Consider the following 23,114-nt stretch of genomic DNA (forward strand, 5'->3'; position numbering starts at 1 on the left):
CTCAATTCGCTGACGCAGCTGCTTGTGATGATAGGTGAGCTTATCGGCATTCCCGCCTGGTCCCGTTGAGAGTGTCACCCAGAGCACCTGAAATCGATGTGACTCCCAAAAATAAAGCAGCGAGCGCACTCGCTGATAGCCGCGCTTCTGTTTGCGCGACCACTCGCCGGCAGTAGGTTGATGCGAAGAATCATTCCATCGACCCATCTCTTGTCCCCTCCTCGTGAAAGGCGAGACGGTGACAAGAACGAGCCGAAAGGGGAGGGTAGAGAGCACGGTTTGTTTTGCCCGTGCTTTGCCCGAACTATCGAGCACGAGGGGAAAAGTGGGGCTTTTGAACACTGCAGAGCTGTTAGTAAAGAGGGTGCGAAAGGAGTATGCTGTCAACACTTTGCGAAGAGCATACCCCCTTGCTGCTCCAACATCTCGATCTGAGCTTCATCTATGGAAGCGGGACATTGGCCAATGAAAAAGGTTTCCGCGAAGAAAGGTCCTGTCGTCGCTGATCCTCTGCGACGTGTGAAGCCTCCGACTCAGGATCACCCCCGCTACAGTCGCGTCAATAACCTGATCGTGATCGGAACTTCGGCCGGGGGCCATCACGCGTTGAAAGAAGTGGTGAGGGGATTATCCGATGACATCCCGGCCGCCATCATTATCATGCAGCATATGCCGAGAACCCAGCGACAGGGTCCATTCAAACTCGGCGACTGGCTTCAGGAATCGACCCGGATGCCAATCGTCGCGGTCGAAGGAGGGGAGTCAATACGAGAGGGAACTCTATACATCTCACCGCCTGGTACGGCAGTGACGTTCGAGGCTCTCCACCTCGCGGCTTGTGAAAGTAAGCCTGGGGCGCCGACCACAATTAATGAACTCTTCCACTCGGCCGCACAACACTACGGCGATCGCGTCATCGGAGTTGTTTTGACCGGTCTTCTAAAAGATGGCACAGCAGGTCTCAAATCTATCCATGATGTGGGAGGCGTCACCATCGTACAGGACCCAGTCGAAGCAGAATATCCAGACATGCCGGCTAGTGCGATGAAAGATCTGCCTGTCACGTTTTGCCTTCGGTTACGAGAGATCGGCCCGACGCTCGACTTATTGGCACGCCGCATGACAGGTTTGGAAACCGGCTTGGCGGTCTCCGTCCGTATGCTCAAGGAGCGGGTCGGATTGCTGATGCAGCTGATCAAGCAGTCCCAAAGGAATCCGCGGACGCTCAAGTATTTGACGACTGAACTCACGGCGCTGGAACTGGACCTTCGTACCGTTCAAAACCTTGTGGATAAGGCTTTAAGGGATAGTCTTCCGATTGAGAAAAGGTCGTCCGGTGTAGAACGTACCGGTCGCGTTCTAGGTTAGGCCACCTACAATGTTACGAAACTCGTCCTCGGTAAAAGCTTTCACCGTGTGTGTTCTGAGATTGCCTTGAGAACCGAGCCACAAGATATGAGCCGCAAGGACCTCATCATTGGGCACATCAACAACAGCCAACATGTCGTACGGTCCCGTGGTCAGATAAAAGGCTTTGATTTTCCCCACCCATTTCCTTCAGCTTCTTTTTCCCAAAATCGAGACGTTTCGCTGATTCTTTCACGTTTCGGATGCCCTGATCCGTCCACTGCGATTGAATGAGATACGTGGCCATGGGTGACCTCCTTGTACGTTGGAGCGTGTAATACTAAACATCGCACCATGCGGTCGGTGCGCATTGTAATTAATCTGCCGTGCGTGGATTTCTGTCAGGCATCATGGAGTGAGATGGGTACACTATATTCAAGCACCGTTGCAAACCGGCCGTTGAGATGCTCCAGGCATCCATTAACCGTGCTGTAACTGTTCTCTGGAAGAACTGCCGAGACGGAGTGAGAGACTAGCGGTATCTAGCGGGCGAACTCAAGCGGGAAAATAGGCGATCAAGACAGCTGGGAGTCGCCTAATCTTACGGTAGTTCTCAGCAATCGTCTGGCCGGTCAACGGTGGGTTACGCCATGCGATGAGGTTCCGACAGGAGTCAGAGAGCGGCTGCGCTGCAGCACAACCGCCCCTGACTTGCCCGCAATCATGACTCTAGACTATTGCCAGCCTAGCCATGACAGCAGCTGGCTGACTGCTCCCCATGGACAGTACCCCAACGCTTCTTCGATGGGACACATGTTCATCACCTCCTCTCCTATATGAACGGCACAATACTGGGCGCGCGGAAGCCTTGTGCTCGGGAAACAGACCGGCCGTGATCGCACAAGGCCCAGCCGCTCATGAAAAATAGAGGGAAGGAGCCTACTGGAGATTATTGATTAGATCCGAAGGACGCTGGTCTTTGATAAGACATCAGGGGGGGGGACCGTTGATACGACAGTGTAGATTCCGACAATGAGGGCCAAGAAGACAATCAGGTGATTGAGTCGATTGAACTGGCGCGAGGAACTCAGCGGTCTGCAGTGCGGAGGAATGCGAAGACTCCGATATGGACTGCGGTCCTAAGGTTTTGAACGTATCGCAGAACTGGCGGATCGGCTCTTCCCCGGGCGCCGAACAGCCATTTCCCATGGAAGGCGCGGGATATACCGGGAAGAGACAGGCATAGGCATTGAAGGTGAAGTCACAGAAGAGGATCAGTACGCTGAGTGTCAGGATCCGCTTTACAATCATGGTGCTTAACGAATCAGACTCGGATGCCATGCTACTCCGCTTCAAAATCCTATGTCAATCAAAGCACCGTCGAAAGTTCCTTTACTCAGAATCTCAATATGGCCATCCTAGACATCGCAGTCTGTCTGGTATTCCGTAAATCGACAGGCGATAAACTGGTTATTCGGAGAAACTGGTATTCCTTGCGGGATGCCTTTCCGTAATTCGAAATGCCGCCGAGATAGGAGCAGTGTCTTATGCGGGGTAGAGTCTTGATGGGCAGGATGGATGGAATGAGGGATGGACGGTGTGGCGACAGTCAGCGACACAAACCTGGAATGTGATGAAGCGAATTGATCGGATGTCGCACAAACGACCGCAGACGAATGGAAAGTCGATGATATCCCGGTTTTGGTGGGTTTAGCCCTTGACAATAGAGGCAACGTGGTCCGTTCACTCCTCGATGATGATGACATTCCGTGCACATGGGGCGAGTATAGCATGCGTCCGATGCTGCGCCGTTAATGTTTTTGACCATTCTATGTCTCCAATCCGAAGAAAGTTGCAAATTTGTAAACGAGATCAGTTCAGGTGCGCCGTTGCTGATCGTATAGGGTTAAGAGTTCGGTGAAGCGTTTATATTCGCCACCCACCCAATTTGCCTTCTGCACAGAGCATCCGTGCGCCACCAAGTAATCGCGCACCGTTCTCGCGGCGGGATGAAGCGCTCGTCGGTGGACATACAGGGTGAAAGCGTATAAATGCTGCCAATGCTCAGGGCGTGGCGATCCTTCTTGGCGGCGACACACTTCGGCAAAGGTCTCAAGAAGTTTTGTGGCTTTCTCATCCATGTTTCCTCCTCGCTGGTAATCGGAGCCCAGAATGTGCGCAAGCGCCGGACCATTCTGTATTCCACGGAAGGGCTATCGATCAGAGCGGAGGAAGTACTGCATTGAAACATACTGCGGAAGGGCGATTGTTCCATCATAGAGGCTCAGATGTCCAACCTGCGGATAGAAAGCGCATTAGATGCCGGTTCTCCGGTGAACCAGCCGTGTGACGGAGCGATGCCCCGCATAGGAATCGCGAAGACGGTTGTGAGCGAGGTGATCTATAAATAACACGGCGCCCCAGGAACTGTTATCGGGAAAGACCCGAAAAATGACCGGATAACACCTTACATCGGGCAACCGATTCCTTCCTAGGTAAACGAGCCACAGTGGCAGATGCGTATGTTGCCATTTCTTGTGTCAAAAGGCGGAATACCGCGCGTACGAATCACCCTTCATCATTGGGCTCATTGACTTAAATTCATGGCGCTGGTCATATGATGAGCCACGTAGGATGAATCAACGACCTGCTATGTCGGCCGAATCGCCCTGTCCCCAATGTGGAACGCCCATGCGGCAGCGCCTGACATCGGCCCTGGAAGAATTCATATGCCCTAAATGCGGAAGCTCATTGTCCCGTAAGGTCGAGCCTCAGAAACCTCTGGCGGCGCCCAAAGAATCACCGGATCATCCCATATGTCCGCAATGCAAGGTCGCTCTGAAGCGATTACCCAGCCAAGAGGGATTTGAAGATGACAGACAGGTTTGGGAATGCGAACAATGTGGCTATCAAATCGATTTCTTTATCGAACCGTAAGGTTGATAGGGAGAACCTTAGCAGAGGAGATACAGGTCATGGTATACATGAAAATCGGTTCGTATTATGTGAAGAAGGAGTATATCCAGTATCTGAACGAAAGTGGAGATCACTATTGGGCTCACTTCGGTGAAGGCACTCATGCCCAGACCGTGACATTGACGAAGGAAGAAGGGACGGAATTACTCAGGGCGTTGAATGACCTGGCGGATCTATCTTAGCCATCGGCGAAGGAACCCGATTCGAGATCGTGGTCGTTCGTGCGGCGATGAGTGTTCGTACTGGATCTTTACGGGCGTCATAGGGCGAAGGATTGCGCGGGCTTATGGAGTATGCCTTGGATTTTGGGAAATTGATGGTAAGCCAAACGTATAAAAGAGAATTGGACATGGCCTCAAAGTTATTGCTGCTTTCGATACTGATCTTCCTGGGTTTCGGGAACGCACATGCGATCACCGGCTATGAATGGCAGAGTATGAACAGTTCATGGCGGGGTGGGTACGTAGCCGGAGTGCTCGATGCATGGGCCGAAGCTGCATCGTTCGAGCGCAAGGAAGGAAAGCCTGATACTGCGTGGATTCAAACGCTTTCCTGCATTGTGAGGAAGAAGATTTCATATCGTCAGGCGGCCGCAACCGTGGAGAAGTATATGAAGGAGCATCCGGAAGAAATGCACAAAGACGCGTCGGCACTTGTGTACTACGGCCTGATGGATGTGTGTCGGAATACACAATAACAAGGCTCAGGCGCTCGCTGCGAATTGTCACGTGATCCGGATTGTCTTTCCGAGCGTAAGAATTCTTATGCCCCGGCGCAATCTGGCCTGGACTTCCGGCGCAAGAAATGAGAATGATGCACGGTCAGGATTGAGATGCCGGAGAATCTCGGTTGGTTCATGGCGCTATGCTGAACGTTCTGATACCGATTGTTCATCGTGCTGACGGGCTGTGGCACGTCGCTCAATGCGCCGTCGAAATAGATGGACGGCAAATCGAGCTTGCGGCCGTTCCACCCGAGTCTCTTATTGAGGACATCATAGAAACGATGATGGGACGAGCGTTGTTGTGCTTGGACCAGAACGGCCGGCGCGGTACTTCCGAGCCGATCGCGTGGGGGATCACGATCGATAACGTTTTACACTGCTATCGCTGCATCGAACCGATGCGGCCGTGCACGCTGCCATCGGAGCGCCCTGCAGAAGCTGCCTCTCAGCGGTGGGAATGCAAAGGCTGCGGATATAGGTACAGCGCTCCGTTTCCTGCCTGAACATCTGACGAACCGGCTCCTCACAATGGGGTAACACAGCGCGTCCAGCGCCGGGCGCGCACATGAAAGGAGTATTCTGTGATGGCACGACGACATGCGAACAGCTGGTATGCGAAAGTCGGGACGGTAGCGGCGGTGCTTGCCATGATGGTGACTGCGGGCTGCATGCATCGTCCGGGTGGGATCGCGCCGTCGACCAAACCGCTCGCGCCCGGAGGCTATACGGTTCTCGGGAAGGTGCGCGGACAAGATTGCGTATACTATGCGCTCGGGCTTATACCGGTCACCGGCGCCAACGAAACGCGCAACGCGGTGGCCGACGCACTCGATAAAAAGAAAATCGCAGACGCGCTCGTTGACGTGACCGTGGACGGATATTTTCAGTATTTTATTCTTTTCTCTCGCGCCTGCACACAAGTGCACGGCACGGCGGTACAGACAACTGTGCAGACAAAGTAATGAGATACAAGTCCATGGCTACGTAGATGGATATTATGAGACAGTCGTGCTAGCTTTGATCGGCTGATACGAGCGAATGGAGCTTGTATCCTCCGTGAGTCCTCCGTACCAGTTGAGGGAGGGTTGTGAGCGACGACGGCAAGTGGTCGACCCACGGTCTGGCCATCATATCAACTACTTCGACGGGAACCATCATCGGCTTCAATCAGGCGGCTGAGCGTCTGTTAGGGTTCCGTGCCGAGGAGGTAATCGGTAAACGGACTCCTGCTGACTTTCATGATGCCGTGGAATTAAAGAATCGAACTCGGAGTGCTCCTTCCGAACCGTCCGTCGTGACCGATCCGTTTCGTGCCATTGTCGCAGGAATCAGGTTAGGCGACACGGCTGAAGCGGATTGGACTTACATCCATCGAAATGGTCGCCGATTGATCGTGCACCTGTCGATCACCGCCTTGCCGGATGCTTTCGGAGAGACGGCTGGATTCGTTTTCGCTTTTCGAGATAACCGAGGAACAGTAGAAGCCGAAGAGCTACTCCGGCGTCAAGCCGAACTTTTGGACTTGGCCAACGATGCGATATTCGTCCGCGATTTGGAGCGTGACACCGTTACCTACTGGAACGACGGGGCGGTGCGTCTCTACGGATGGACGAACAGGGAAGCCGACGGCGCCTATATTCACGAGTTTTTGAGGACGGTGTTTCCGAAGCCCCTGGAGGAAATCAAAAAGGAGTTTCTGGCCAAGGGACGTTGGGCCGGGGAACTGATCCATACGACTCGGAACGGCGATCGGATCACTGTTTCCAGCCGGTGGACGCTGTTGAGAGATGCGAGTGGCGTGCCGAGCGGAAGTCTTGAACTCAATACGGACATCACGGAGCAGAAGCGGGTGCAGGATGTATTGAAGGCCACGCATGAAGAATTAGAGTGCCGTGTGATGGAGCGCACGGCGGCCTTGAGTGAAGCCAATGCCCGATTGCGGGTGCTCTCCAGCAGGCTGATGGAGATCCAGGAATCGGAGCGCCGCGCCATAGCCCGAGATTTGCACGATGAAATAGGGCAAGCTCTGACCGCTATCAAGCTGAACCTTCGCGAACTGGGTGAATCGCCGAAGCTTTCCACGGACACGGCCGCCGAGAAGCATATTATCGATAGCCTTGAAATCCTGGACCAAGTGCTCCAACATATCCGCAACCTGGCGCTGGACTTAAGGCCTTCCATGTTGGATGAGCTGGGGCTCGTGCCCGCTCTGCGATGGTATGCCGGCAGGCAGGCCGAGCGTGCCGGATGGGAACTGAATTTTCAAGCCGACGGAATCCTGACGCGGCCCTCCCCCGGCGTGGAGATTTCGTGTTTTCGACTGACCCAAGAGGCGCTGACCAACGTGGCTCGCCATGCGGAGGCAAAAAAAGTCGACGTGCGCCTGGAGATGCGTGATCGAGAGCTGGATGTCGTGATCCGCGACGACGGCAAAGGTTTTGATCCGCATCGCATTCGAGAAGGAGCCCATGCGGGGAGCACCGTCGGTCTGTCGGGGATGGAAGAGCGGGTGCGTCTTCTCGGTGGTCAAATAACGGTCACATCGGCCCACGATGCGGGGACGGAGATCCACGCGATATTCCCCGTCGGCCGGAATCCGGATGAAGCAGAGTATGAACATGAATAAAGTGCGGGTGCTCCTTGCCGAGGACCACACATTGGTCAGGGCCGGCTTTAGAGCGTTGCTTGAAAAACTGGAAGGGGTCCAGGTCATCGGTGAAGTCAGCGATGGTCGAGCCGCGTTTAAAGTCTCAAAGGAACTCCAGCCGGATGTCGTGCTGATGGATATTGCCATGCCGGAGATGAACGGGCTTCAGGCGACCAACCGCATCAGGCAGGAATGCCCGAACACGAAGATATTGATGCTCTCCATGTACACAAACGAAGAGTACCTCATGGAGGCCCTGCGCGCCGGTGCGGCCGGGTATCTGCTGAAGGATGCTGATCGAACAGAACTGGAATTGGCCATTAAAACGGTGTGGCGAGGAGATACCTATCTGACACCCGCTGTAGCCAAGTTCACGGTCAACGCCTATTGCCGGAAAGACGATGCCCAGCTCGGCCCCCTCGGGAGGCTGACCGGCCGCCAACGCGAGATTCTTCAACTGATTGCCGAAGGTTGCTCGACGAAGCAAATCGCGCAACGTCTCGATCTGAGCGTCAAAACGGTGGAAACGCATCGGGCCCAGCTCATGGATCGCCTCGAAATCCACGATATCCCCGGGCTGGTCCGACTTGCGATCCGAACAGGGCTGGTCAGGCCGGAATAGGCCGCCGAGCGCCATCTTTCCTTCACGATCCTTCCCTAAGGTATGATTTCTCCCGATCTGAGGGTTTTCCCGATTCCTGCGCTTTGTACGATTATGGCACGTTGGCGCAGCCTTGAGCCGGCCTGCTCTCGAAGTAGCGTAGCGGCCCGGCTGTCATGGGCGAATCGGCAGAGCGCACCAAGCAACACATGAATCGTGTTCATTATTCCGACGGTCCTTTCAGCGAACTGGAGCGAAGAGACAGCCGGTGGAGAAAGACAGCATTTGCTTTGGCCTGTTTTTTTGTGGCGGTGCTCATCACGTTGTTCGTTGACCTGCTAAAATGATGAGCTACCGGATTCAGGCGACCAGCCCCGTTGATGCATACCTCGAATTGTCTTTTTTCGTATGAAACATCCTCCGTGGTGTAGAATCACGGGCAGTGTTTCATTGACCGAGCCGGTGACCTGCATTGCCGATTCAATTGTGGAATTCCACGACTGAAGAGGTGTGAGGCGTGGCCAACCGACCCAATAAATCTCTCCTCGTTCTTGCCTCCGCCGCCGTCCTGACACTCCTGATTATAGTGGGCCTCTCCATCGGAGAGGTGGCCATAAGGGCTGTCCATTTGATACGGGACGGCATCCCATTCTTTGAGCGGACGTCAGGCCGCGTGGGGGCTCTCAAACTTGATCCCGAATTGGGGTGGCGTGCCACTGAATATTATGAGGAAACACTTACGGCGAAAACAAAAGGCGGAAAGAGCTATCCGGTACACCGTTCCCAGCGGCAGTATGGATTTCGTCTGTTCGGCGCGCTTAATTCGACTCGGCCAAAGTTGCTTGTTATCGGTGACTCGTATACTCAAGCCACGGCCGTCTCCGATGACAAGACGTATGCCGCCCTCATAAGCGAGCTACTGGATATGGAAGTGTTCGCCTATGGAGCAGGCGGGTACGGGACGCTACAGCAGTATTTGATCCTGGACCGCTATGTCGATGAGATTAAGCCGGATCTGATCCTATGGCAATACTGCATCAACGATTTCATCAATAATGATCATGAATTGGAGCAGGCGAGTCTGTTCAACAATAACGGTCTGACCCGGCCCTATTGGATCAACGGCACCGTCACGTACCTGTCTCCCAAACCGGCATGGCAGGAACTTCGCGAATGGATCAATCAGCACAGCCGATTCTTGTACTTTATCGTCAGTCGGATAGACCGGTTGCAGGCCACGACTGCGACTACTTCGGTGGAATCGATCATTGAAGCGCAGGGCTTCAAACATCCGGGTTTTCTGCGCGCCCTACAAGTGACCGACGAACTCATGGGCCGCGTGCGCGCGCGCGTGGGTGCCACGCCTATCATGGCGTTTAGTTGCGACAACGCCTCGCCGTATAGCGAGGCATTTGCGACGATCTCAGCCCACCATGGCATTGAATATTGGAACGATATTCCCGATACGATCGACCAGGCGCTCAAACGGGGCGAAGATGTTCAGACTCCCGATGAACATTGGAATGAATCGGGTCATCGTTTAGTCGCCAGCACGGTGGTCAAGCATATCCAAGAGCGAGGAGTGACGATGGCGCGTCATCGATGAGCCGATTGCAGGCCGTGTGGTCAGCTTATGCCGGCGGTGACCATCAGTCGATTGATTGGAGCGTTTCTCCAAAGAGCTTCTCCCAAGGCCACCATATCGTTGTGAATCCCGAGAAGTTCGGTACGCGGCTGCGTATTCTGCTCACTTAGAAGAAGGCGGCCAGCCCTTTTCTTCCATGCAACGCAGAAAGGTGTCGTACGGACTGGAAAGGGATGCCTGGGAAAGCTGAATGCAAAGACTTTCATCAAAGGCCCGCCGTCTGATCTGCGGTGGTTCCGAGGTTGGAGCTGCACTTTGGGGTGCCGCCATCTTGTCTTCCGGAACAGGAGCCGGTGTACGCGGCGGGACTTCGGGGGAACGTTCCAGTGGAATGTCACGCGACACATCAGGCGGAATCTCGGGAGGAAGAACGCGTGGAACGTTGATTGATCGCGCCTCTCCTTGACTATGTTTCTCGGAAGCGCAATGAGGATACCCAAACGGGTCCACGATCAGCCGTTCTTTGGGACATGATTCGGCGTCACGAGACAATGCACTGTGAGAATCGGGGCCCGCCAACGGCTGCATCGTGATCCATTCATAACCCCGGGCATTCATGCATTCGGTGAAACTGTTTGAGCCGGTTCCCCTCGAAGGGAGATGCCTCATCCGGATCGTATCGCTTTCGGGCGTTCCATCGGCTATCGCGTTCTGTCGCATGCCTTCTCTGGCGCATTCCCGAAAATCGCGACGGTAGTCATTGTTAAACTGCGCTTGTGACAACCCCTGTTTAGTCCAATAACCCTGTTCAACTCGTTGGCAGCCGGCCAGAACAGCGATGCTCAGGACCAGTGACGCACCGTATGGGGGGAGTGTGCTGAGGTTCGGCTTGATCATTGAAGAAATATCCCGATGAAGGGTAAAGCGTTCCCATTTTGTTACCATATTACGATGGCAGCCGTCGGCATCGCTACTCTTCTCTGTGCGCATCGTGCATGAATTTTCCGTGGAGTGATAAGACACGATCATCCGAGGATGAAGCCTTGTCCCGCCTCGGACAGTCCTCTCCCTGGGCGGGAAACTCGGCCAATTCTCCATATCAGCTGTGCATAACCCGCGGGATGCTGCGGAGATTTGCCTTCATTGTTCTCGACGTAGATTAAACGAGGACAAGAAAGATCGGCGTGCTAAGCCGTCCTTATTTGTAGAAAAGCAAAATAGTCAAGCCGCAAGATATTGGGGGTGGGCCTGGCTTGAATTCAATGCACAAAGAATAGGCAATCTCCTCTCAAACGCCGTCCTGGCGGCCGGTTGGACCCGTTCTCCTATTTATCCACAAACTTATCCCCACAAATTGTGGAGGACCGCGGCAATCGTCTCGGTGCTGAAAAATTACGGCCGGTTTTAATTATCTCCTCGCCGCACGCTGCCCGTTGCTATACTCAGGACAGGATAGTTTTCGTCGCGACACCTTTGCCGTCGATTTCATCTCGCCCTCTTTCCTCTCGCTACCACTTTCCGAGCCACTGTCTGGAACCTGCATAATAAGAGAACGCCGCCAACGCCACAATCGCCAGTCCTGCCGCGATGTGTTGGATCAAGACCGTGGGTTCCACCGTGCGGATTACGAACAATACCGCGCTGGCGAACAAGGTCACCACGAAGGTAGTCCGCCGGGGACACAACTGCGCGGGGCGTCCATGGGAGGACATGGCAATCCAGACGCAGGCCCACCCGATCGTGCCGATAACCAATGCGCCGATCAAATCAGTGAGGCCGACCATCAGACTGCTGATGGCCAATTCGAGGATGGGGCGGCGGGGTAGTTCAATGCGAATTCGATAGAGTTCTCCGGTGGAGAGCGCGAGCCAAATCAGGATAACGCCGAATACGAAACTGCTTTTGAGCATTTGGCGCTTAAAAAGCGGACGCCGTGACTTAGCCTTCGCGTTCCCTCTATGAAAGGGCATGCGCTGAAAGTGTGGCGTAAAGTCGTATCCGCACTCGCACATCAACACTGTATCCGGATTGGTCAGCAGACAACGCGGGCACTCAAGCGGCATAGAAAGTCTTGTCGTCTCGCATGATGGTGAACATGGCGCGCCGGATCTGATTAGTATCGGATCGAGACGGCCTGGTGAAAACCGGAATTGTAGCCCTTCTATGTCCCGGTCTCGTCCGGGCCATGCTACAATGCGCCTCCAGCATGGCGCACCATTCCGGACGGGACAGGCCGAACGCGAACGCGATGAACAGGCGGGCAATCCTTTTCATGGTCATCGGCTCGGTCTGCGCCTTGCTTTCAGTCGCCGCCGGCGCGTTCGGCGCGCATGCACTCAAAGCGATCCTGGAACCGAGTCGCTTGGCCGTCTACGAAACGGCCGCCAAATATCAAATGTATCACGCCTTCGGCCTGATGATCGTCGCCTGGCAAATACGCGAAACATGCGACCAGCGCCTCACGCGGGCCGGGTGGCTTTTTTGCTCGGGAATTGTGTTATTCAGCGGAAGCCTGTACGTCGTGGCGACCACGGGTCTGACCTGGGTCGGAGCCGTGACCCCTTTGGGAGGCGTGGCCTTTCTCGGCGGCTGGGCCATCCTTGCATGGACCGGTTGGCGGCGCTTCAAGGAAGTGTAAGCCGGTGGCCGCGGGCGCTATTTCTTCGGACATCCGGCTGTGCGTTTTCCCGTGACCGAGCCCCATCCACCCGTATTGTTGACGAACGAGCCTTCCAGGCGCTGAGCCTCTTTCGAGAACAAGAGGCTGTCCTCTTGCACTCGTCCCCCGACTTCCCAACGGAGATAGATCAAATCCCCGACAGCCACCATTTCGGCCGGACCGCCTCCTGCCATCCTCTCACCCAATGGTGGAAATGTGACGATCAATTTCTGCTCTCCATGATTTTGATGGTTGTGAACCGTCCATTGCCATGATCCACATAAGCGCGCGAGTCCCCGGCTAAGCCGGACGGCATCCTTCCATTCATTGATGCTGAGCCAGTTTCGATAGACTCGTTGCGCCGCCCAGGTTTCCAGCCGGCTGCCCTGTTCAGCCACGCTCAGCCGGAGAAGCGGGCGCAAACGGGAAGCGGCGTATCGCTCAGCCAGACTGTGAGCCTGCTGTTCGTCAACCGGCGTCTTGTCCGGTTCGGCAGCCAGACGGTCGTGCCAGGCTTGAATGCCTCGTGTCTCAAGCAGTCCAAGCCAGGAGTCGGATGTACCGGCTATTGATGGATACCGAAGATCCAGAGACGCCGCGTAGTCGCGATAAAGTGCTTCGTCCACCGCCGTACCAGGCGTCGAGCCGTTCGATTTCAACGCCGGAATCGCTGCGACGATGGATCGTAGATTTGGGATCTCTTCAGCTTCAACGAGCCAAGCCCTCTGGTCTGAAATCTCCCTGGCGAGTTGTTCCACGGCTGTCTGATCTTGGGCATCGGCCGCCGCTTGCGCCGCTTTCGCCAGATTCCATGCCGCCAGGCTTCGGATGAGTTGCCTGGCGGTCTCGGCCAACTCGGTGGCTTTGAGTTCCGCGGCCAATGCCGCCGGAAGCTTCTTCATGGCCAAGGTTGAGGCGGCGTCCGGGAGTCCCATCTGGCGGCCCAATGGGTCGACGAAATAGATTAAGGGGTCGGTTCCGGCCTGTGGGTTCTTCATGATAGAGGCGGCGGTCGCCCGAATGGCATCCCATTGCGGCATCGTGGCGGTCAATGCGAGCGGTTCTGCTTGGGTATCAGCCTCGGTGGCGGCTGTGACAACTTGATCGCCGGTCACGAGAATGATTGCCAGAAGCGCCGCAAGGACGCTGGGCCAAGCGAAAATCAGTTGACGCCAGGGTGTGAAGCGGGATTCGGCCTGCCGGCGATGCCGATGGGGCGACATGGATAATCGTAAAGCCGGATCGATACCGGCGAGAAATCTGTTCATCATCACAATGACTCAGGTGCCTTGGAAGCATTGTTTGAGAAATGCGACGGTCGCATTCCATGCGGAATCCGCGGCGGCTTCATTAAAAAAGTCCGGCTTCATTTCGTTCATGAACGCATGTCTCGCCTCGGGATAGGTTCGGATGTCGATTCGCTTGCCGAATGAATTGGCTGCGGCTTGGAGCGTTTGAACCTCCTCGGCTCCCGCCCAGGTATCTTGACCGGCTTGATGATAGAGGACGGGACAGAAGAGGTCCTTCAGAACGTCGCGCGTCTGTCCGACTCGTCCGTAGAATGAAACGGCGGCGCGAAGGCGCTTGCGCTGGCAGGCGAAACGGAGCGCGAGCGATCCGCCCATCCCGAAACCCACCACGCCGTGGATGTTTCGCTTGATGTAATCGCGCGTGTTGAGAAATTCACAACAGGAATTGATGTCCTGCAAGAGATCCGGCTCCTTCGTTTTTGCCATCAGGGCTTCCGCGACCTCCGCGCTGGCCGTCACCATTCCCCCTAGCCGTCCATAGAGATTGGGGATGATGACGCCGTACCCTTCGCGGGCCAATCTGGCGCCCAAGTCCTTGATCTGCGCATTGAGTCCCCACCATTCATGCAGCAGTACAATGCCTGGAAAGGTCGTCTTTTCCTGCGGCCAAAACAGCAGGCACTCCACCTGTACGTGCTTGGAAATCTTCGTGCGGCTATAGGGATCGACCGCCGCATCGGTCGCAGTCGGGATGGCGGCGCCGCTGGGAAACCGGGCCGTGCCTGTACCGATCTGATGCAGGGGAAAGGGTGGCGTCTGAGTCGTCATAAGGGACACGTCCTCTCGGTAGTCTCGGCGGGCCGACATGGCCTGCTCCTCTCACACTATATGAAGGCCCGAAATCCGTTGTCAATGAACCGCACGGCTTGTTGGTAGGGATCGGTTGACCGTCTCCATCGGTCCCGGTACAGTGCCGCTCTATGACGCGATCTTTGAAGTCGGTCCCGCTGCGTCTCGGCCTGATCGGAGTCGGCCGCCACGGCAGCCGGTATATTCGCCACATCATGAATGATCTGCCGGAGGCGCAATTGGTCGCGCTGTGTCGCCGGACCGGCGCCGTGGACCAGTCTGCCGGTTCGGATGTTCCCTGCTATACCGATTATCAAGAACTCATTCAGGATCCCAACGTCGAGGCGGTGATTCTCGCCACGCCCCCTTCGGCGAATCGCGATATTTGTCTTGCGGCTGTTCAGGCGAAGAAGCCGCTCTTGATTGAAAAACCCTTGGCGACGACCGCGGCCGATGCGATCGCCATGGTGCAACGAGCCCGGAATGCGGGCGTCCCGTTGATGACGGCTCAGACCTTGCGGTTTGATCCGACGATTGTCAGCGCCAAAGCCCGTAGTCATGAAGTGGGATCGCCGCGTTATTTGAACCTGACGTTACGGATGGAACCGAATCCAGATCGGCCTCCGTCCGCCTCATTCGGCGGTCGGGGGATTTTGCTGGAGGTCGGTATCCACCTGTTGGACTTGGTGCGATTCCTCACCGGACAAGAAGTCGTGGAAGCGCGGTGTATCATGGATGAAGTCCCTCCGTCGGCCGCTGAGTCCCGCTCGTTTGCCTGGCTGCGATTGACGGACGGTTGTTGGGCCCTCCTCGATACTTCGCGCCTGTCGTCCGGCCGGATCGGCCGGGTGGAATGGGTCGGCGCATCCGGACAACTGGAAGCGGATTGGCAAACCCGCCGTCTGAGACTCGTTTCGGGGTTGGTCCCGAGCCGGGAATGGCAGGTGGATTCGACTCCGACCATTGTGGAAACGCTGCGATCATTCGTTCGAACGGTTCGCGATGGCGCCGATCCCGCCGTGTCCGGGGAGGACGGGAAACGCGCCGTGGAGATCGCCGAGGCCTGTTATGAGTCCGCTCGTCGCAATGGGGATCCTGTGGTGGTGCAGCACGGATGACACGAGACCGTCCGCATCGGCGCGACAGCGGACGGTCCGGATGTCATCAAGGTCTGTATCCTCTCCATCCGGCGGCGAGGCCCTTTCCCGCGATTGTGTGCCGGCGCCCCTCCGGGAGCGCGTGAAGAGAGTTTTGGACGGCGAGCCTAGGTTTCGGCGACGATATGGGTGTCGGTTTCCTCGACTCCGTCGATCGCATGGATTTTGGTAATCACTACGTCCGAGAGCGATCGCTCATCCGCGACATTGATGAAAACGAAGATGTCTGGTTGGCCGAAGCAAGGGTTGGCTTGCTCGACTCCCGCGATGTTCTTGAGGGACTGCAAGACCGCTTTCGTTTTTCCGGCTTTCACTTTGATCAAGATGTAGGCTTTTGTGGCCATGCAGTCCTCCTTCAGGAAGTGAAAAGCGTGTCGTGTTAGAACGCTGCGCCGGGCATGTCCCGGCGACGGGCGGCATAGACCTGATGCACATCCGCCCCCCGTGCATGCAACTGCGCTTTTGCCCGTTGAAACAAGTCGATCAGTAGATCAAAATCCTGTCTCGTCACGTTGTATTCGCGGAAGCCCTGAGCCAGGCTGCCGTCCTCCCAGGCTCGATCTTGCATTCCATAATCCGATAAGGCTTCCATGACTTCTGACGTCCAGCCGTTCTGTTGGAATCTATTCAGAATCTCTTCGGCGCCCGGGCCGAACTTCGACTGCTGTGCGGCGGCGAAAAAGTTGCGAACCGCCGCCTGCCGGCTCTTGAGAAACGCCGATTGAAATTGAATCAATGCCTTGATGATCCGGTTGGCCTGTGGCGAATTCTCGGGTGGGAGCACCTGCGCCTCCTCAAACGTCGCCAGCATGGCCATGACCGACCCGACGTGTTGTGAACTCGTTCGTTGTTTCTCGCCGGCGAACGGTGTATCTGCGACCAGTCGCAGGGCGGTGGACTGAAAACCGGCCTGTTCTCCGGGCGGCGGCTGAAAGACTTCATTAACATTGCTGAACGAGCCGCCGGGCTTGGGTCCTCCCGCCACGACGAATATTTCCCGGCCAACCACGGCGGATCCCAATCCATGCCTGCTGGTCGGCATGGGCGCCATCGTCCGCCACCGCCCGGTTTTGAGATGATAGGCCTCGTTCGCGGCAAAGGTCCCGGAGGGGCCTTCGCCGCCCAGTACATAGATCGCATCGTCCACGACCGCAGCCGTGATTCCGCTTCGTGCCGTTGGAAGGTCGGCGGTTTTCACCCATGTGTCTTTCCGAGAATCATAGACCTCGACCGTTCCGAGATTTTGGCTGTAGTCCCGATCGAGACGGCCACCGATAGCATACACCCGGCCGTTCCATGTGACGGCGGCCAGATGATCACGTGCCGTGGGAAGCGACGGAAGCGTCTGCCATGTCGCGTGAGCGGGGTCGTAGAGTTCTACCGCGTTGGTATTGGAGGAGTCGGTGTATCCGCCGACTGCGATAATCCGGCCTTCCAACTCGGCCACCGCTAATGCTCCACGGGCGGTGGGCATCGGCGGACCTTCAACCCAGGTATCACTGGCCGGATGATAAATGTAGAGAGAAGCCACCGGATGCCAGACGGACAACACGGATTGGGTGAATCCACCGACGACGTAGAGTCTCTCTCGGATGGTCACTGCTCCCGCGTGATGCAGTTTGGCCGGCATGGGCGACATGGTTCTCCACCGATCGGCCACCGGGTCATATTCTTCCACCATGTCGGTGATTGCGAGGTTCAGGACGTTGCTCAAGCTCGGCGCGCTGAAGCCGCCCAGCAGATAGAGTCGGCTGGCCACCGAGGCGGCGGTGACCTCAGTTCGTTTTGTGGGGGCCGGAGCCGCCGTTCGCCAAGACCCTGCTTCTTGAGCAGCGGCCCAGGCGAGCCCGTTTCCACGCGCTTCGCCATGCAGGGATGGCAGGCCGGTCCAATAAGAAATGAGCGGCAACAGCAACAGGGCGGCCGGCCGAAGAAATAAGACGGCAGGACGAAAGGGAATGCACCGGCGGATATGACTCCAAAGGCGCATGGGCGGCATTATACAGAAGGGCCGCGACTCGTACCACCCGCGATTCTTGGTTCTAAACGTTGTCTGTACGAGCGGGGAGCATCAGTTGAAAAGGCGGCGGGCCACTGCCTATAATTCCGCTTCTGTTCGTAGCCGGAGCCGACTGGTTCACCGTCCTTATCGAGGCCTCGTTGCTGGCGAAAGTGTTAAGCGCGGCGATCGTCGGCTTGGAGGCCCACCTCATCGACGTGGAAGTCGATATCTCGGGCGGTCTTCCTCAATTCTCCGTGGTAGGTTTGCCGGACACGACCGTTCGGGAAAGCCGCGATCGCGTGAGAGCCGCTTTGAAGAACAGTGGATTCCAATTTCCGGTGAAGAAGATCACGGTGAATTTGGCTCCAGCCGGTGTCAAGAAAGAAGGATCGGGGTTGGATCTCGCCATTGCATTGGGCATTCTTGTCGCTGAGCAGGTCCTTCCCGCGGAAGTGGTGATGGACCGTGTGCTGATCGGGGAGTTATCGCTGGACGGACGGGTCAAACCGGTCAGCGGCGCGCTGTCCATCGGGATGGCTTGCCGGCCGACGCAGAGCTTGCTGGTGCCGGTCGAGAATGCCGAAGAAGCGGCGCTGGCCGATCGCGCGCCGGTCTATCCAATTCGTAGCTTGCCCGAAGCAGTGGAATTTCTCCGCGGCGCTCAACCGGTGGAGATCGCCGTCGTGGACCGCGCGGCATATGGGATCGCCGCAAGGACCGGCGACGACGATTTCGCCGACGTCCATGGTCAAGAGCACGCGAAGCGGGCCCTCGAGGTGGCGGCCGCCGGCGGCCATAACATTCTGATGGTCGGATCGCCCGGATCCGGCAAGACCATGTTGGCGCAACGATTGCCGACCATTCTGCCTCCGCTTCAGCCCGATGAGGCCTTGGAGACGAGCCGGGTCTACAGTGTCGCCGGACAATTGGAACCGGGCCGGCCGCTGATTGCGACGCGCCCGTTTCGCGCACCCCACCATACGATTTCGGAGGCGGGACTGATCGGCGGCGGCACCATTCCCAAGCCCGGTGAAGTGTCGTTTGCGCACAATGGTGTGCTGTTTTTGGACGAAGCGGCGGAGTTCAATCGAGCGGTGCTGGATGGCCTGCGCCAGCCGTTGGAGCAGGGGACTGTGACTGTGACGAGAGTCAGCGGCTCTCTTCGCTATCCGGCGCGGTTCATGCTTGTAGCCGCAATGAATCCCTGTCCATGCGGATACTATGGTGATCGGTCGAAGGACTGTGTCTGTTCGCCGGCTCAGATTCGCCGCTATCGAGGGCGTTTATCCGGTCCGCTCATGGACCGGATGGATATCCATCTCGATGTGCCGCCCGTGCCGGCTCGTGAATTGCGGGACGACGGCCCCGCGGCCGAGCCGTCCGCGGTCATCCGGGCGCGCGTGATCGCGGCGCGAGTCCGACAAGCCGAGCGGTATAAAAAAGACGGCGTCATCTGCAATGCGCAAATCAGTCCCCGCCTGCTCAAGAAATATTGTCGTCTGGACGAGGCCGGCCGCGATCTCTTGGAACAGGCCATGACGAAACTTGGCTTGTCGGCGCGGGCGCACGGCCGCATTGCGAGAGTTGCCCGGACTATCGCCGATCTCGCGGGCTCCGAGGCGATCGGGGTCGCTCACGTGGCGGAGGCCATTCAGTACCGGAGCCTCGATCGGCGGGTGGAATACTGATCAACAGTTGGAAAACTGATCGTCGTCCGGGATTGGGTGCCGGGTCTTGGAAGACGTGCGCTTCGGCCATTGAAGAAGGAGACGAGAAGGATTCTCCGCCATGCATGCGATGAAAGTCTTTATGTGGTGGTTTTTGGTCGGCGCCACGATGGCCTTGGCCGTCATCATGCTGCAGGGCGGCATCCGCGAGGTCACGCAGGCCCAGGGCTCTGTCTGGGAACTAAAATTGGTAGAACTCATGACTACCATCCTGGGCGGCGGGTTGCTCGGCGGCTGCATTGCGCTGATTCTGGATCGGATTAAGAAGTCATAGACAATATCACGGATCGTTTGGGAGATTAACGCATGGATATTGAGATTGGTTCGAACTTGTTTCGCAACGCCGACGGCACGATCGACATCGAAGGCACGCCGCAACTACAGGTGGCGTTGCGGAAGCCGGCTGGGCCGTTACTGGTGACCTTTGCCCTGTTTGACGGGACGGGCCGGATGATGGCCAAAGTCGTAGACAGCAATCTGACGTTCAACGAGCGGCGGGCGTATGAATTATCCAAGACGGACGGAAGCGTAGCGCTGAAGCACGGCGAGACCGGCACGATCGTCTTTTCGCTCGAGCTCAAGGACGGCGGCCGCGTCGTGTTCAACCGAGGCACGTTTCACACGATCAGAGGGCATGTCCTTGAAGTCACGCCGACCGACTATCGCCTCGACAAACGCCGCATGAGCGGCGGTGACACGGACGCCAACGGCGGCGCGGTCCAGATCAACTGAGTCGCGCGGAGGGCAACCGCTTTCGTACTTGATGGTCACGTGGACACAGTCGGCACGATGATCGTCTGACCATTCTTCAGATCCACCGTCGCGGTCTCGCCGTCCCGCAGTTCGCCCTTGACGAGCTGGCGGGCGATCGGCGTTTCAATTTCCTGCTGAATCAGCCGCTTCAACGGCCGTGCGCCATAGGTCGGATCGTAGCCGCGACGGCCGAGACTGCGCAATGCGTCCGGTGTGACGGCCAGCGTGATATGCCGTTCGGCCAGCCGTTTCCGCAGACGGTCCAGCTGGATGTCGACGATCTTCGAGAGGTGGTCCTCCGCCAATGGGTGGAACACGACGATTTCGTCGATCCGATTGAGAAATTCAGGCCGGAAATGCCGGCGCAGTTCGGCCGTGACGACCGCGCGCATCTGATCATAGGACGCTCCCGACTGTTGCGACTCGAAGATCAGCTGGCTTCCGATGTTGGAGGTCATGATGAGCACGGTATTTTTAAAGTCCACGGTGCGGCCCTGAGAATCCGTGAGCCGGCCGTCATCGAGCACTTGCAAGAGCACGTTGAAGACGTCGTGGTGCGCCTTTTCGATCTCGTCGAACAGGATGACCGAGAAAGGACGGCGACGTACGGCTTCCGTCAATTGTCCGCCTTCTTCATACCCGACATAGCCCGGCGGCGCCCCAATCAATCGCGCGACGGTGTGCTTCTCCATGTATTCCGACATGTCGATGCGGATGAGGTTTTGCTCGTCATCGAACAACGTGGCGGCCAGGGCGCGCGCCAACTCCGTTTTGCCGACGCCGGTCGGTCCAAGAAAGAGAAATGAGCCGATCGGCCGATTTGGATCTTTGATGCCGGATCGGGCACGCACCACGGCGTCGGCGACGGCAGTAACCGCCTCATCCTGCCCTACGACGCGCTGGTGGAGGAGATCCTCCAGCTTCAGGAGCTTTTCCATTTCTCCTTCGACCAGCCGGCTGACCGGGATTCCGGTCCAACGGCTGACCACTGCGGCAATGTCATCCTCATCCACTTCTTCTTTCAGCAGCCGGCTTTCCCCTTGCTTTTTGCCCAAGTGCTGAACTTCCAACTCGAGTTCCCGTTCCAGTTTCGGCAACTCGCCGTAGCGTAGCTCGGCCACCTTGTTCAGATCATAGGCGCGCTCGGCCTGCTCGATCTCACGTTTGACCTCCTCAATGTGCTGCCGGGTTTTGCGCAGCTTCGCCACCGAGGTCTTCTCGGATTCCCACCGCGCTTTGAGCACTTGCAGATCGCTGTTTCGTTCGGCCAATTCCTTTTCGATGGTGGCCAAACGCGCCTTGCTGGCTTGATCGGTTTCTTTCTTCAGCGCCTCGCGCTCGATTTCCAGCTGCATGACCTTGCGTGAGACTTCGTCCAGTTCGGCCGGCAAGCTGTCGATTTCGGTCCGCAGGCGCGCCGCGGCCTCATCGACGAGATCGATGGCCTTGTCCGGCAGAAAACGATCGGTGATGTACCGGTGCGACAGTTTGGCGGCGGCGACCAGCGCCGCGTCCTTAATACGCACGCCGTGGTGCACCTCATACCGTTCCTTCAACCCCCGAAGAATGGAGATCGTATTCTCGACGCTTGGTTGGTCGACGAAGACCGTTTGAAAGCGTCGCTCCAAGGCGGCGTCTTTCTCAATATGTTTGCGATATTCGTCCAGCGTCGTGGCGCCGATGAGATGCAATTCGCCTCTGGCCAACATGGGTTTGAGGAGATTCGCTGCATCCATCGATCCTTCGGCCGCGCCGGCGCCGACGACCGTGTGCAACTCATCGATGAATAGAAGGATTTGCCCTTGCGCCGCCTGCACTTCCTTCAAGACCGCTTTCAACCGCTCTTCGAACTCACCGCGAAATTTTGCGCCCGCGACCAAGGCTCCCATATCAAGTACGATCAGCCGTTTCTGTTTCAAGCCGTCGGGTACATCCCCCTTGACGATTCGTTGGGCCAGCCCTTCGACGATCGCGGTCTTTCCCACGCCCGGCTCGCCGATCAGGACGGGATTGTTCTTGGTCCGCCGCGAAAGGATTTGAATCACGCGCCGGATTTCATCATCGCGGCCGATGACCGGGTCCAGCTTACCCTGCGAGGCGAGTTTGGTCAGATCGCGACCATACTTTTCAAGCGACTGGTAGGTGCCTTCGGGGTCCTGGCTGGTGACCCGTTGATTGCCCCGCACTTGCTGGAGCGCGGCCAACAACCGGTCTTTGGTTACGTTAAGACGGCGAAGGACTCCTTCTTCTTCCGCCATCGCGAGCAACACGTGCTCGACGCTGATATATTCATCGCGCAGTTCCTTCATGATCTCTTCGGATCGGGTGAGGATCTTTGCCAGCCGGGGAGTCAGGTGAATCTGGCCGGGGGCGGCGCCGGGTCCTTGGACCTGGGGTACTTTGGCGAGGGCCTGTTCGACCGCCTGCCGGACGGCGGAGCCGGAGACACCGGATTGGTCCACGAGCGCGGGAGCGAGTCCGCCCTCCTGTTCGAGCAGGGCCAGCAGAAGGTGTTCCGCGTCGATGCCTTGATGGCCCCGGCGCATGGCCTGAGCGGAGGCAGCCTGCAGCGCTTCCTGCAGCTTGACCGTCATCCGATTCATATCCATATCGTCGCTCTCCTTTTCGAGTAGATGCTAAGTCTGGAAATAAGCATTCCAGCCGGTTAAGTCAACGTTCAAGAACGGGAGGGTAGCCCCGGTCATCAATTCATCCCACCGACGACTGCAGAAACAGAGGCGTAGGCGTTCCGGCTCATGTCCTGGCAGGCCCGGCCTGTTGCTTGACCAGAAGGCCTGGTCCAGACTATTGTCCCGAATCACACGTGACAGTTGACG

The 23,114-nt window shown here is 57.0% G+C and carries 20 protein-coding genes and 1 pseudogene; 12 read left to right on the forward strand and 9 right to left on the reverse strand.

Going from position 1 to position 23,114, the window contains the following annotated elements; all coding sequences use genetic code 11:
* The first annotated feature begins 465 nt into the window (after positions 1–465).
* Positions 466–1,368 (forward strand): chemotaxis protein CheB, encoded by a 903-nt coding sequence (locus ACWGXE_RS08630; protein WP_447602921.1) that lies wholly within the window; start codon positions 466–468, stop codon positions 1,366–1,368.
* Here the strand turns inward: ACWGXE_RS08630 and ACWGXE_RS08635 are convergent.
* Both ACWGXE_RS08635 and ACWGXE_RS08640 read right to left on the reverse strand, forming a co-directional pair.
* Positions 1,360–1,654 (reverse strand): annotated as a pseudogene (locus ACWGXE_RS08635) (GYD domain-containing protein). The gene ACWGXE_RS08630 and the pseudogene ACWGXE_RS08635 overlap by 9 nt on opposite strands.
* Positions 1,655–3,224: 1,570 nt before the next feature.
* Positions 3,225–3,488: a hypothetical protein gene (locus ACWGXE_RS08640; protein WP_447602923.1), complete on the reverse strand. Its 264-nt coding sequence runs from the start codon at positions 3,486–3,488 to the stop codon at positions 3,225–3,227.
* An 834-nt stretch (positions 3,489–4,322) separates the two neighbouring features.
* On the opposite strand from ACWGXE_RS08640, the gene ACWGXE_RS08645 reads away from it, so the two are divergent.
* The 6 genes from ACWGXE_RS08645 (at position 4,323) to ACWGXE_RS08670 (ending at position 9,901) form a co-directional block, all read left to right on the forward strand.
* Positions 4,323–4,505: a hypothetical protein gene (locus ACWGXE_RS08645; protein WP_447602925.1), complete on the forward strand. Its 183-nt coding sequence runs from the start codon at positions 4,323–4,325 to the stop codon at positions 4,503–4,505.
* Positions 4,506–4,621: 116 nt separating this feature from the next.
* Positions 4,622–5,020: a Rap1a/Tai family immunity protein gene (locus ACWGXE_RS08650; RefSeq protein WP_447602927.1), complete on the forward strand. Its 399-nt coding sequence runs from the start codon at positions 4,622–4,624 to the stop codon at positions 5,018–5,020.
* 611 nt (positions 5,021–5,631) lie between these two features.
* On the forward strand, positions 5,632–6,009 hold the full coding sequence (locus tag ACWGXE_RS08655) for a hypothetical protein (protein ID WP_447602929.1): 378 nt from the start codon (positions 5,632–5,634) through the stop codon (positions 6,007–6,009).
* Between the two features lie 125 nt (positions 6,010–6,134).
* Positions 6,135–7,673, forward strand: coding sequence for a PAS domain-containing sensor histidine kinase (locus tag ACWGXE_RS08660; protein ID WP_447602931.1), 1,539 nt, complete (start codon positions 6,135–6,137; stop codon positions 7,671–7,673).
* Positions 7,666–8,316 carry a response regulator gene (locus tag ACWGXE_RS08665; RefSeq protein ID WP_447603912.1) on the forward strand — a complete coding sequence of 217 codons (651 nt, stop codon included), beginning with the start codon at positions 7,666–7,668 and terminating at the stop codon, positions 8,314–8,316. The genes ACWGXE_RS08660 and ACWGXE_RS08665 overlap by 8 nt, the downstream gene beginning before the upstream one ends.
* A 496-nt stretch (positions 8,317–8,812) precedes the next feature.
* Positions 8,813–9,901, forward strand: coding sequence for an SGNH/GDSL hydrolase family protein (locus ACWGXE_RS08670; RefSeq protein WP_447602932.1), 1,089 nt, complete (start codon positions 8,813–8,815; stop codon positions 9,899–9,901).
* A 141-nt stretch (positions 9,902–10,042) separates the two neighbouring features.
* On the opposite strand, the gene ACWGXE_RS08675 is transcribed toward ACWGXE_RS08670, so the two are convergent.
* Both ACWGXE_RS08675 and ACWGXE_RS08680 read right to left on the reverse strand, forming a co-directional pair.
* A complete protein-coding gene (locus tag ACWGXE_RS08675) occupies positions 10,043–10,777 on the reverse strand; it encodes a hypothetical protein (protein WP_447602933.1) in 735 nt (244 codons plus the stop codon).
* Between the two features lie 611 nt (positions 10,778–11,388).
* Entirely contained in the window at positions 11,389–11,790 is a 402-nt protein-coding gene (locus ACWGXE_RS08680) for a hypothetical protein (RefSeq protein WP_447602935.1), read from the reverse strand.
* Between the two features lie 296 nt (positions 11,791–12,086).
* Here ACWGXE_RS08680 and ACWGXE_RS08685 point away from each other — a divergent pair, with 296 nt between their 5' ends.
* Positions 12,087–12,518, forward strand: coding sequence for a DUF423 domain-containing protein (locus ACWGXE_RS08685; protein WP_447602937.1), 432 nt, complete (start codon positions 12,087–12,089; stop codon positions 12,516–12,518).
* 17 nt (positions 12,519–12,535) lie between these two features.
* Here the strand turns inward: ACWGXE_RS08685 and ACWGXE_RS08690 are convergent, their stop codons facing one another.
* Both ACWGXE_RS08690 and ACWGXE_RS08695 read right to left on the reverse strand, forming a co-directional pair.
* Positions 12,536–13,810 carry a hypothetical protein gene (locus ACWGXE_RS08690; protein WP_447602939.1) on the reverse strand — a complete coding sequence of 425 codons (1,275 nt, stop codon included), beginning with the start codon at positions 13,808–13,810 and terminating at the stop codon, positions 12,536–12,538.
* A 9-nt stretch (positions 13,811–13,819) separates the two neighbouring features.
* Entirely contained in the window at positions 13,820–14,656 is an 837-nt protein-coding gene (locus tag ACWGXE_RS08695; RefSeq protein ID WP_447602941.1) for a dienelactone hydrolase family protein, read from the reverse strand.
* Between the two features lie 113 nt (positions 14,657–14,769).
* On the opposite strand from ACWGXE_RS08695, the gene ACWGXE_RS08700 reads away from it, so the two are divergent.
* Positions 14,770–15,756, forward strand: coding sequence for a Gfo/Idh/MocA family protein (locus tag ACWGXE_RS08700; RefSeq protein WP_447602943.1), 987 nt, complete (start codon positions 14,770–14,772; stop codon positions 15,754–15,756).
* A gap of 146 nt (positions 15,757–15,902) precedes the next feature.
* On the opposite strand, the gene ACWGXE_RS08705 is transcribed toward ACWGXE_RS08700, so the two are convergent.
* Positions 15,903–16,139: an Lrp/AsnC ligand binding domain-containing protein gene (locus ACWGXE_RS08705; protein ID WP_447602945.1), complete on the reverse strand. Its 237-nt coding sequence runs from the start codon at positions 16,137–16,139 to the stop codon at positions 15,903–15,905.
* A 35-nt stretch (positions 16,140–16,174) separates the two neighbouring features.
* Positions 16,175–17,785 carry a Kelch repeat-containing protein gene (locus tag ACWGXE_RS08710; protein ID WP_447602947.1) on the reverse strand — a complete coding sequence of 537 codons (1,611 nt, stop codon included), beginning with the start codon at positions 17,783–17,785 and terminating at the stop codon, positions 16,175–16,177.
* Positions 17,786–17,955: 170 nt separating this feature from the next.
* Between ACWGXE_RS08710 and ACWGXE_RS08715 the strand changes: the two genes are divergently transcribed.
* From ACWGXE_RS08715 to ACWGXE_RS08725, 3 genes are all read left to right on the forward strand, one after another.
* A complete protein-coding gene (locus ACWGXE_RS08715; RefSeq protein ID WP_447602948.1) occupies positions 17,956–19,485 on the forward strand; it encodes a YifB family Mg chelatase-like AAA ATPase in 1,530 nt (509 codons plus the stop codon).
* Positions 19,486–19,585: 100 nt separating this feature from the next.
* Positions 19,586–19,798 carry a hypothetical protein gene (locus ACWGXE_RS08720; protein ID WP_447602950.1) on the forward strand — a complete coding sequence of 71 codons (213 nt, stop codon included), beginning with the start codon at positions 19,586–19,588 and terminating at the stop codon, positions 19,796–19,798.
* Between the two features lie 32 nt (positions 19,799–19,830).
* On the forward strand, positions 19,831–20,256 hold the full coding sequence (locus tag ACWGXE_RS08725; RefSeq protein ID WP_447602951.1) for a hypothetical protein: 426 nt from the start codon (positions 19,831–19,833) through the stop codon (positions 20,254–20,256).
* A 35-nt stretch (positions 20,257–20,291) separates the two neighbouring features.
* Here ACWGXE_RS08725 and clpB read toward each other — a convergent pair whose 3' ends face one another.
* Entirely contained in the window at positions 20,292–22,886 is a 2,595-nt protein-coding gene (clpB, locus tag ACWGXE_RS08730) for an ATP-dependent chaperone ClpB (RefSeq protein ID WP_447602952.1), read from the reverse strand.
* Positions 22,887–23,114: the final 228 nt, after the last annotated feature.

It is taken from the genome of Nitrospira sp. Nam80 (assembly GCF_965152575.1).

Excerpts from the sequence above, each read along its gene's own strand:
- ACWGXE_RS08630 (WP_447602921.1), top strand. The coding sequence starts at position 466 with ATGAAAAAGGTTTCCGCGAAGAAAGGTCCTGTCGTCGCTGATCCTCTG.
- ACWGXE_RS08640 (WP_447602923.1), bottom strand. The coding sequence starts at position 3,488 with ATGGATGAGAAAGCCACAAAACTTCTTGAGACCTTTGCCGAAGTGTGT.
- ACWGXE_RS08645 (WP_447602925.1), top strand. The coding sequence starts at position 4,323 with ATGGTATACATGAAAATCGGTTCGTATTATGTGAAGAAGGAGTATATC.
- ACWGXE_RS08655 (WP_447602929.1), top strand. The coding sequence starts at position 5,632 with ATGGCACGACGACATGCGAACAGCTGGTATGCGAAAGTCGGGACGGTA.
- ACWGXE_RS08665 (WP_447603912.1), top strand. The coding sequence starts at position 7,666 with ATGAATAAAGTGCGGGTGCTCCTTGCCGAGGACCACACATTGGTCAGG.
- ACWGXE_RS08675 (WP_447602933.1), bottom strand. The coding sequence starts at position 10,777 with ATGATCAAGCCGAACCTCAGCACACTCCCCCCATACGGTGCGTCACTG.
- ACWGXE_RS08680 (WP_447602935.1), bottom strand. The coding sequence starts at position 11,790 with ATGCTCAAAAGCAGTTTCGTATTCGGCGTTATCCTGATTTGGCTCGCG.
- ACWGXE_RS08685 (WP_447602937.1), top strand. The coding sequence starts at position 12,087 with ATGGCGCACCATTCCGGACGGGACAGGCCGAACGCGAACGCGATGAAC.
- ACWGXE_RS08690 (WP_447602939.1), bottom strand. The coding sequence starts at position 13,810 with ATGATGAACAGATTTCTCGCCGGTATCGATCCGGCTTTACGATTATCC.
- ACWGXE_RS08695 (WP_447602941.1), bottom strand. The coding sequence starts at position 14,656 with ATGTCGGCCCGCCGAGACTACCGAGAGGACGTGTCCCTTATGACGACT.
- ACWGXE_RS08700 (WP_447602943.1), top strand. The coding sequence starts at position 14,770 with ATGACGCGATCTTTGAAGTCGGTCCCGCTGCGTCTCGGCCTGATCGGA.
- ACWGXE_RS08705 (WP_447602945.1), bottom strand. The coding sequence starts at position 16,139 with ATGGCCACAAAAGCCTACATCTTGATCAAAGTGAAAGCCGGAAAAACG.
- ACWGXE_RS08710 (WP_447602947.1), bottom strand. The coding sequence starts at position 17,785 with ATGCGCCTTTGGAGTCATATCCGCCGGTGCATTCCCTTTCGTCCTGCC.
- ACWGXE_RS08720 (WP_447602950.1), top strand. The coding sequence starts at position 19,586 with ATGCATGCGATGAAAGTCTTTATGTGGTGGTTTTTGGTCGGCGCCACG.
- ACWGXE_RS08725 (WP_447602951.1), top strand. The coding sequence starts at position 19,831 with ATGGATATTGAGATTGGTTCGAACTTGTTTCGCAACGCCGACGGCACG.
- clpB (WP_447602952.1), bottom strand. The coding sequence starts at position 22,886 with ATGGATATGAATCGGATGACGGTCAAGCTGCAGGAAGCGCTGCAGGCT.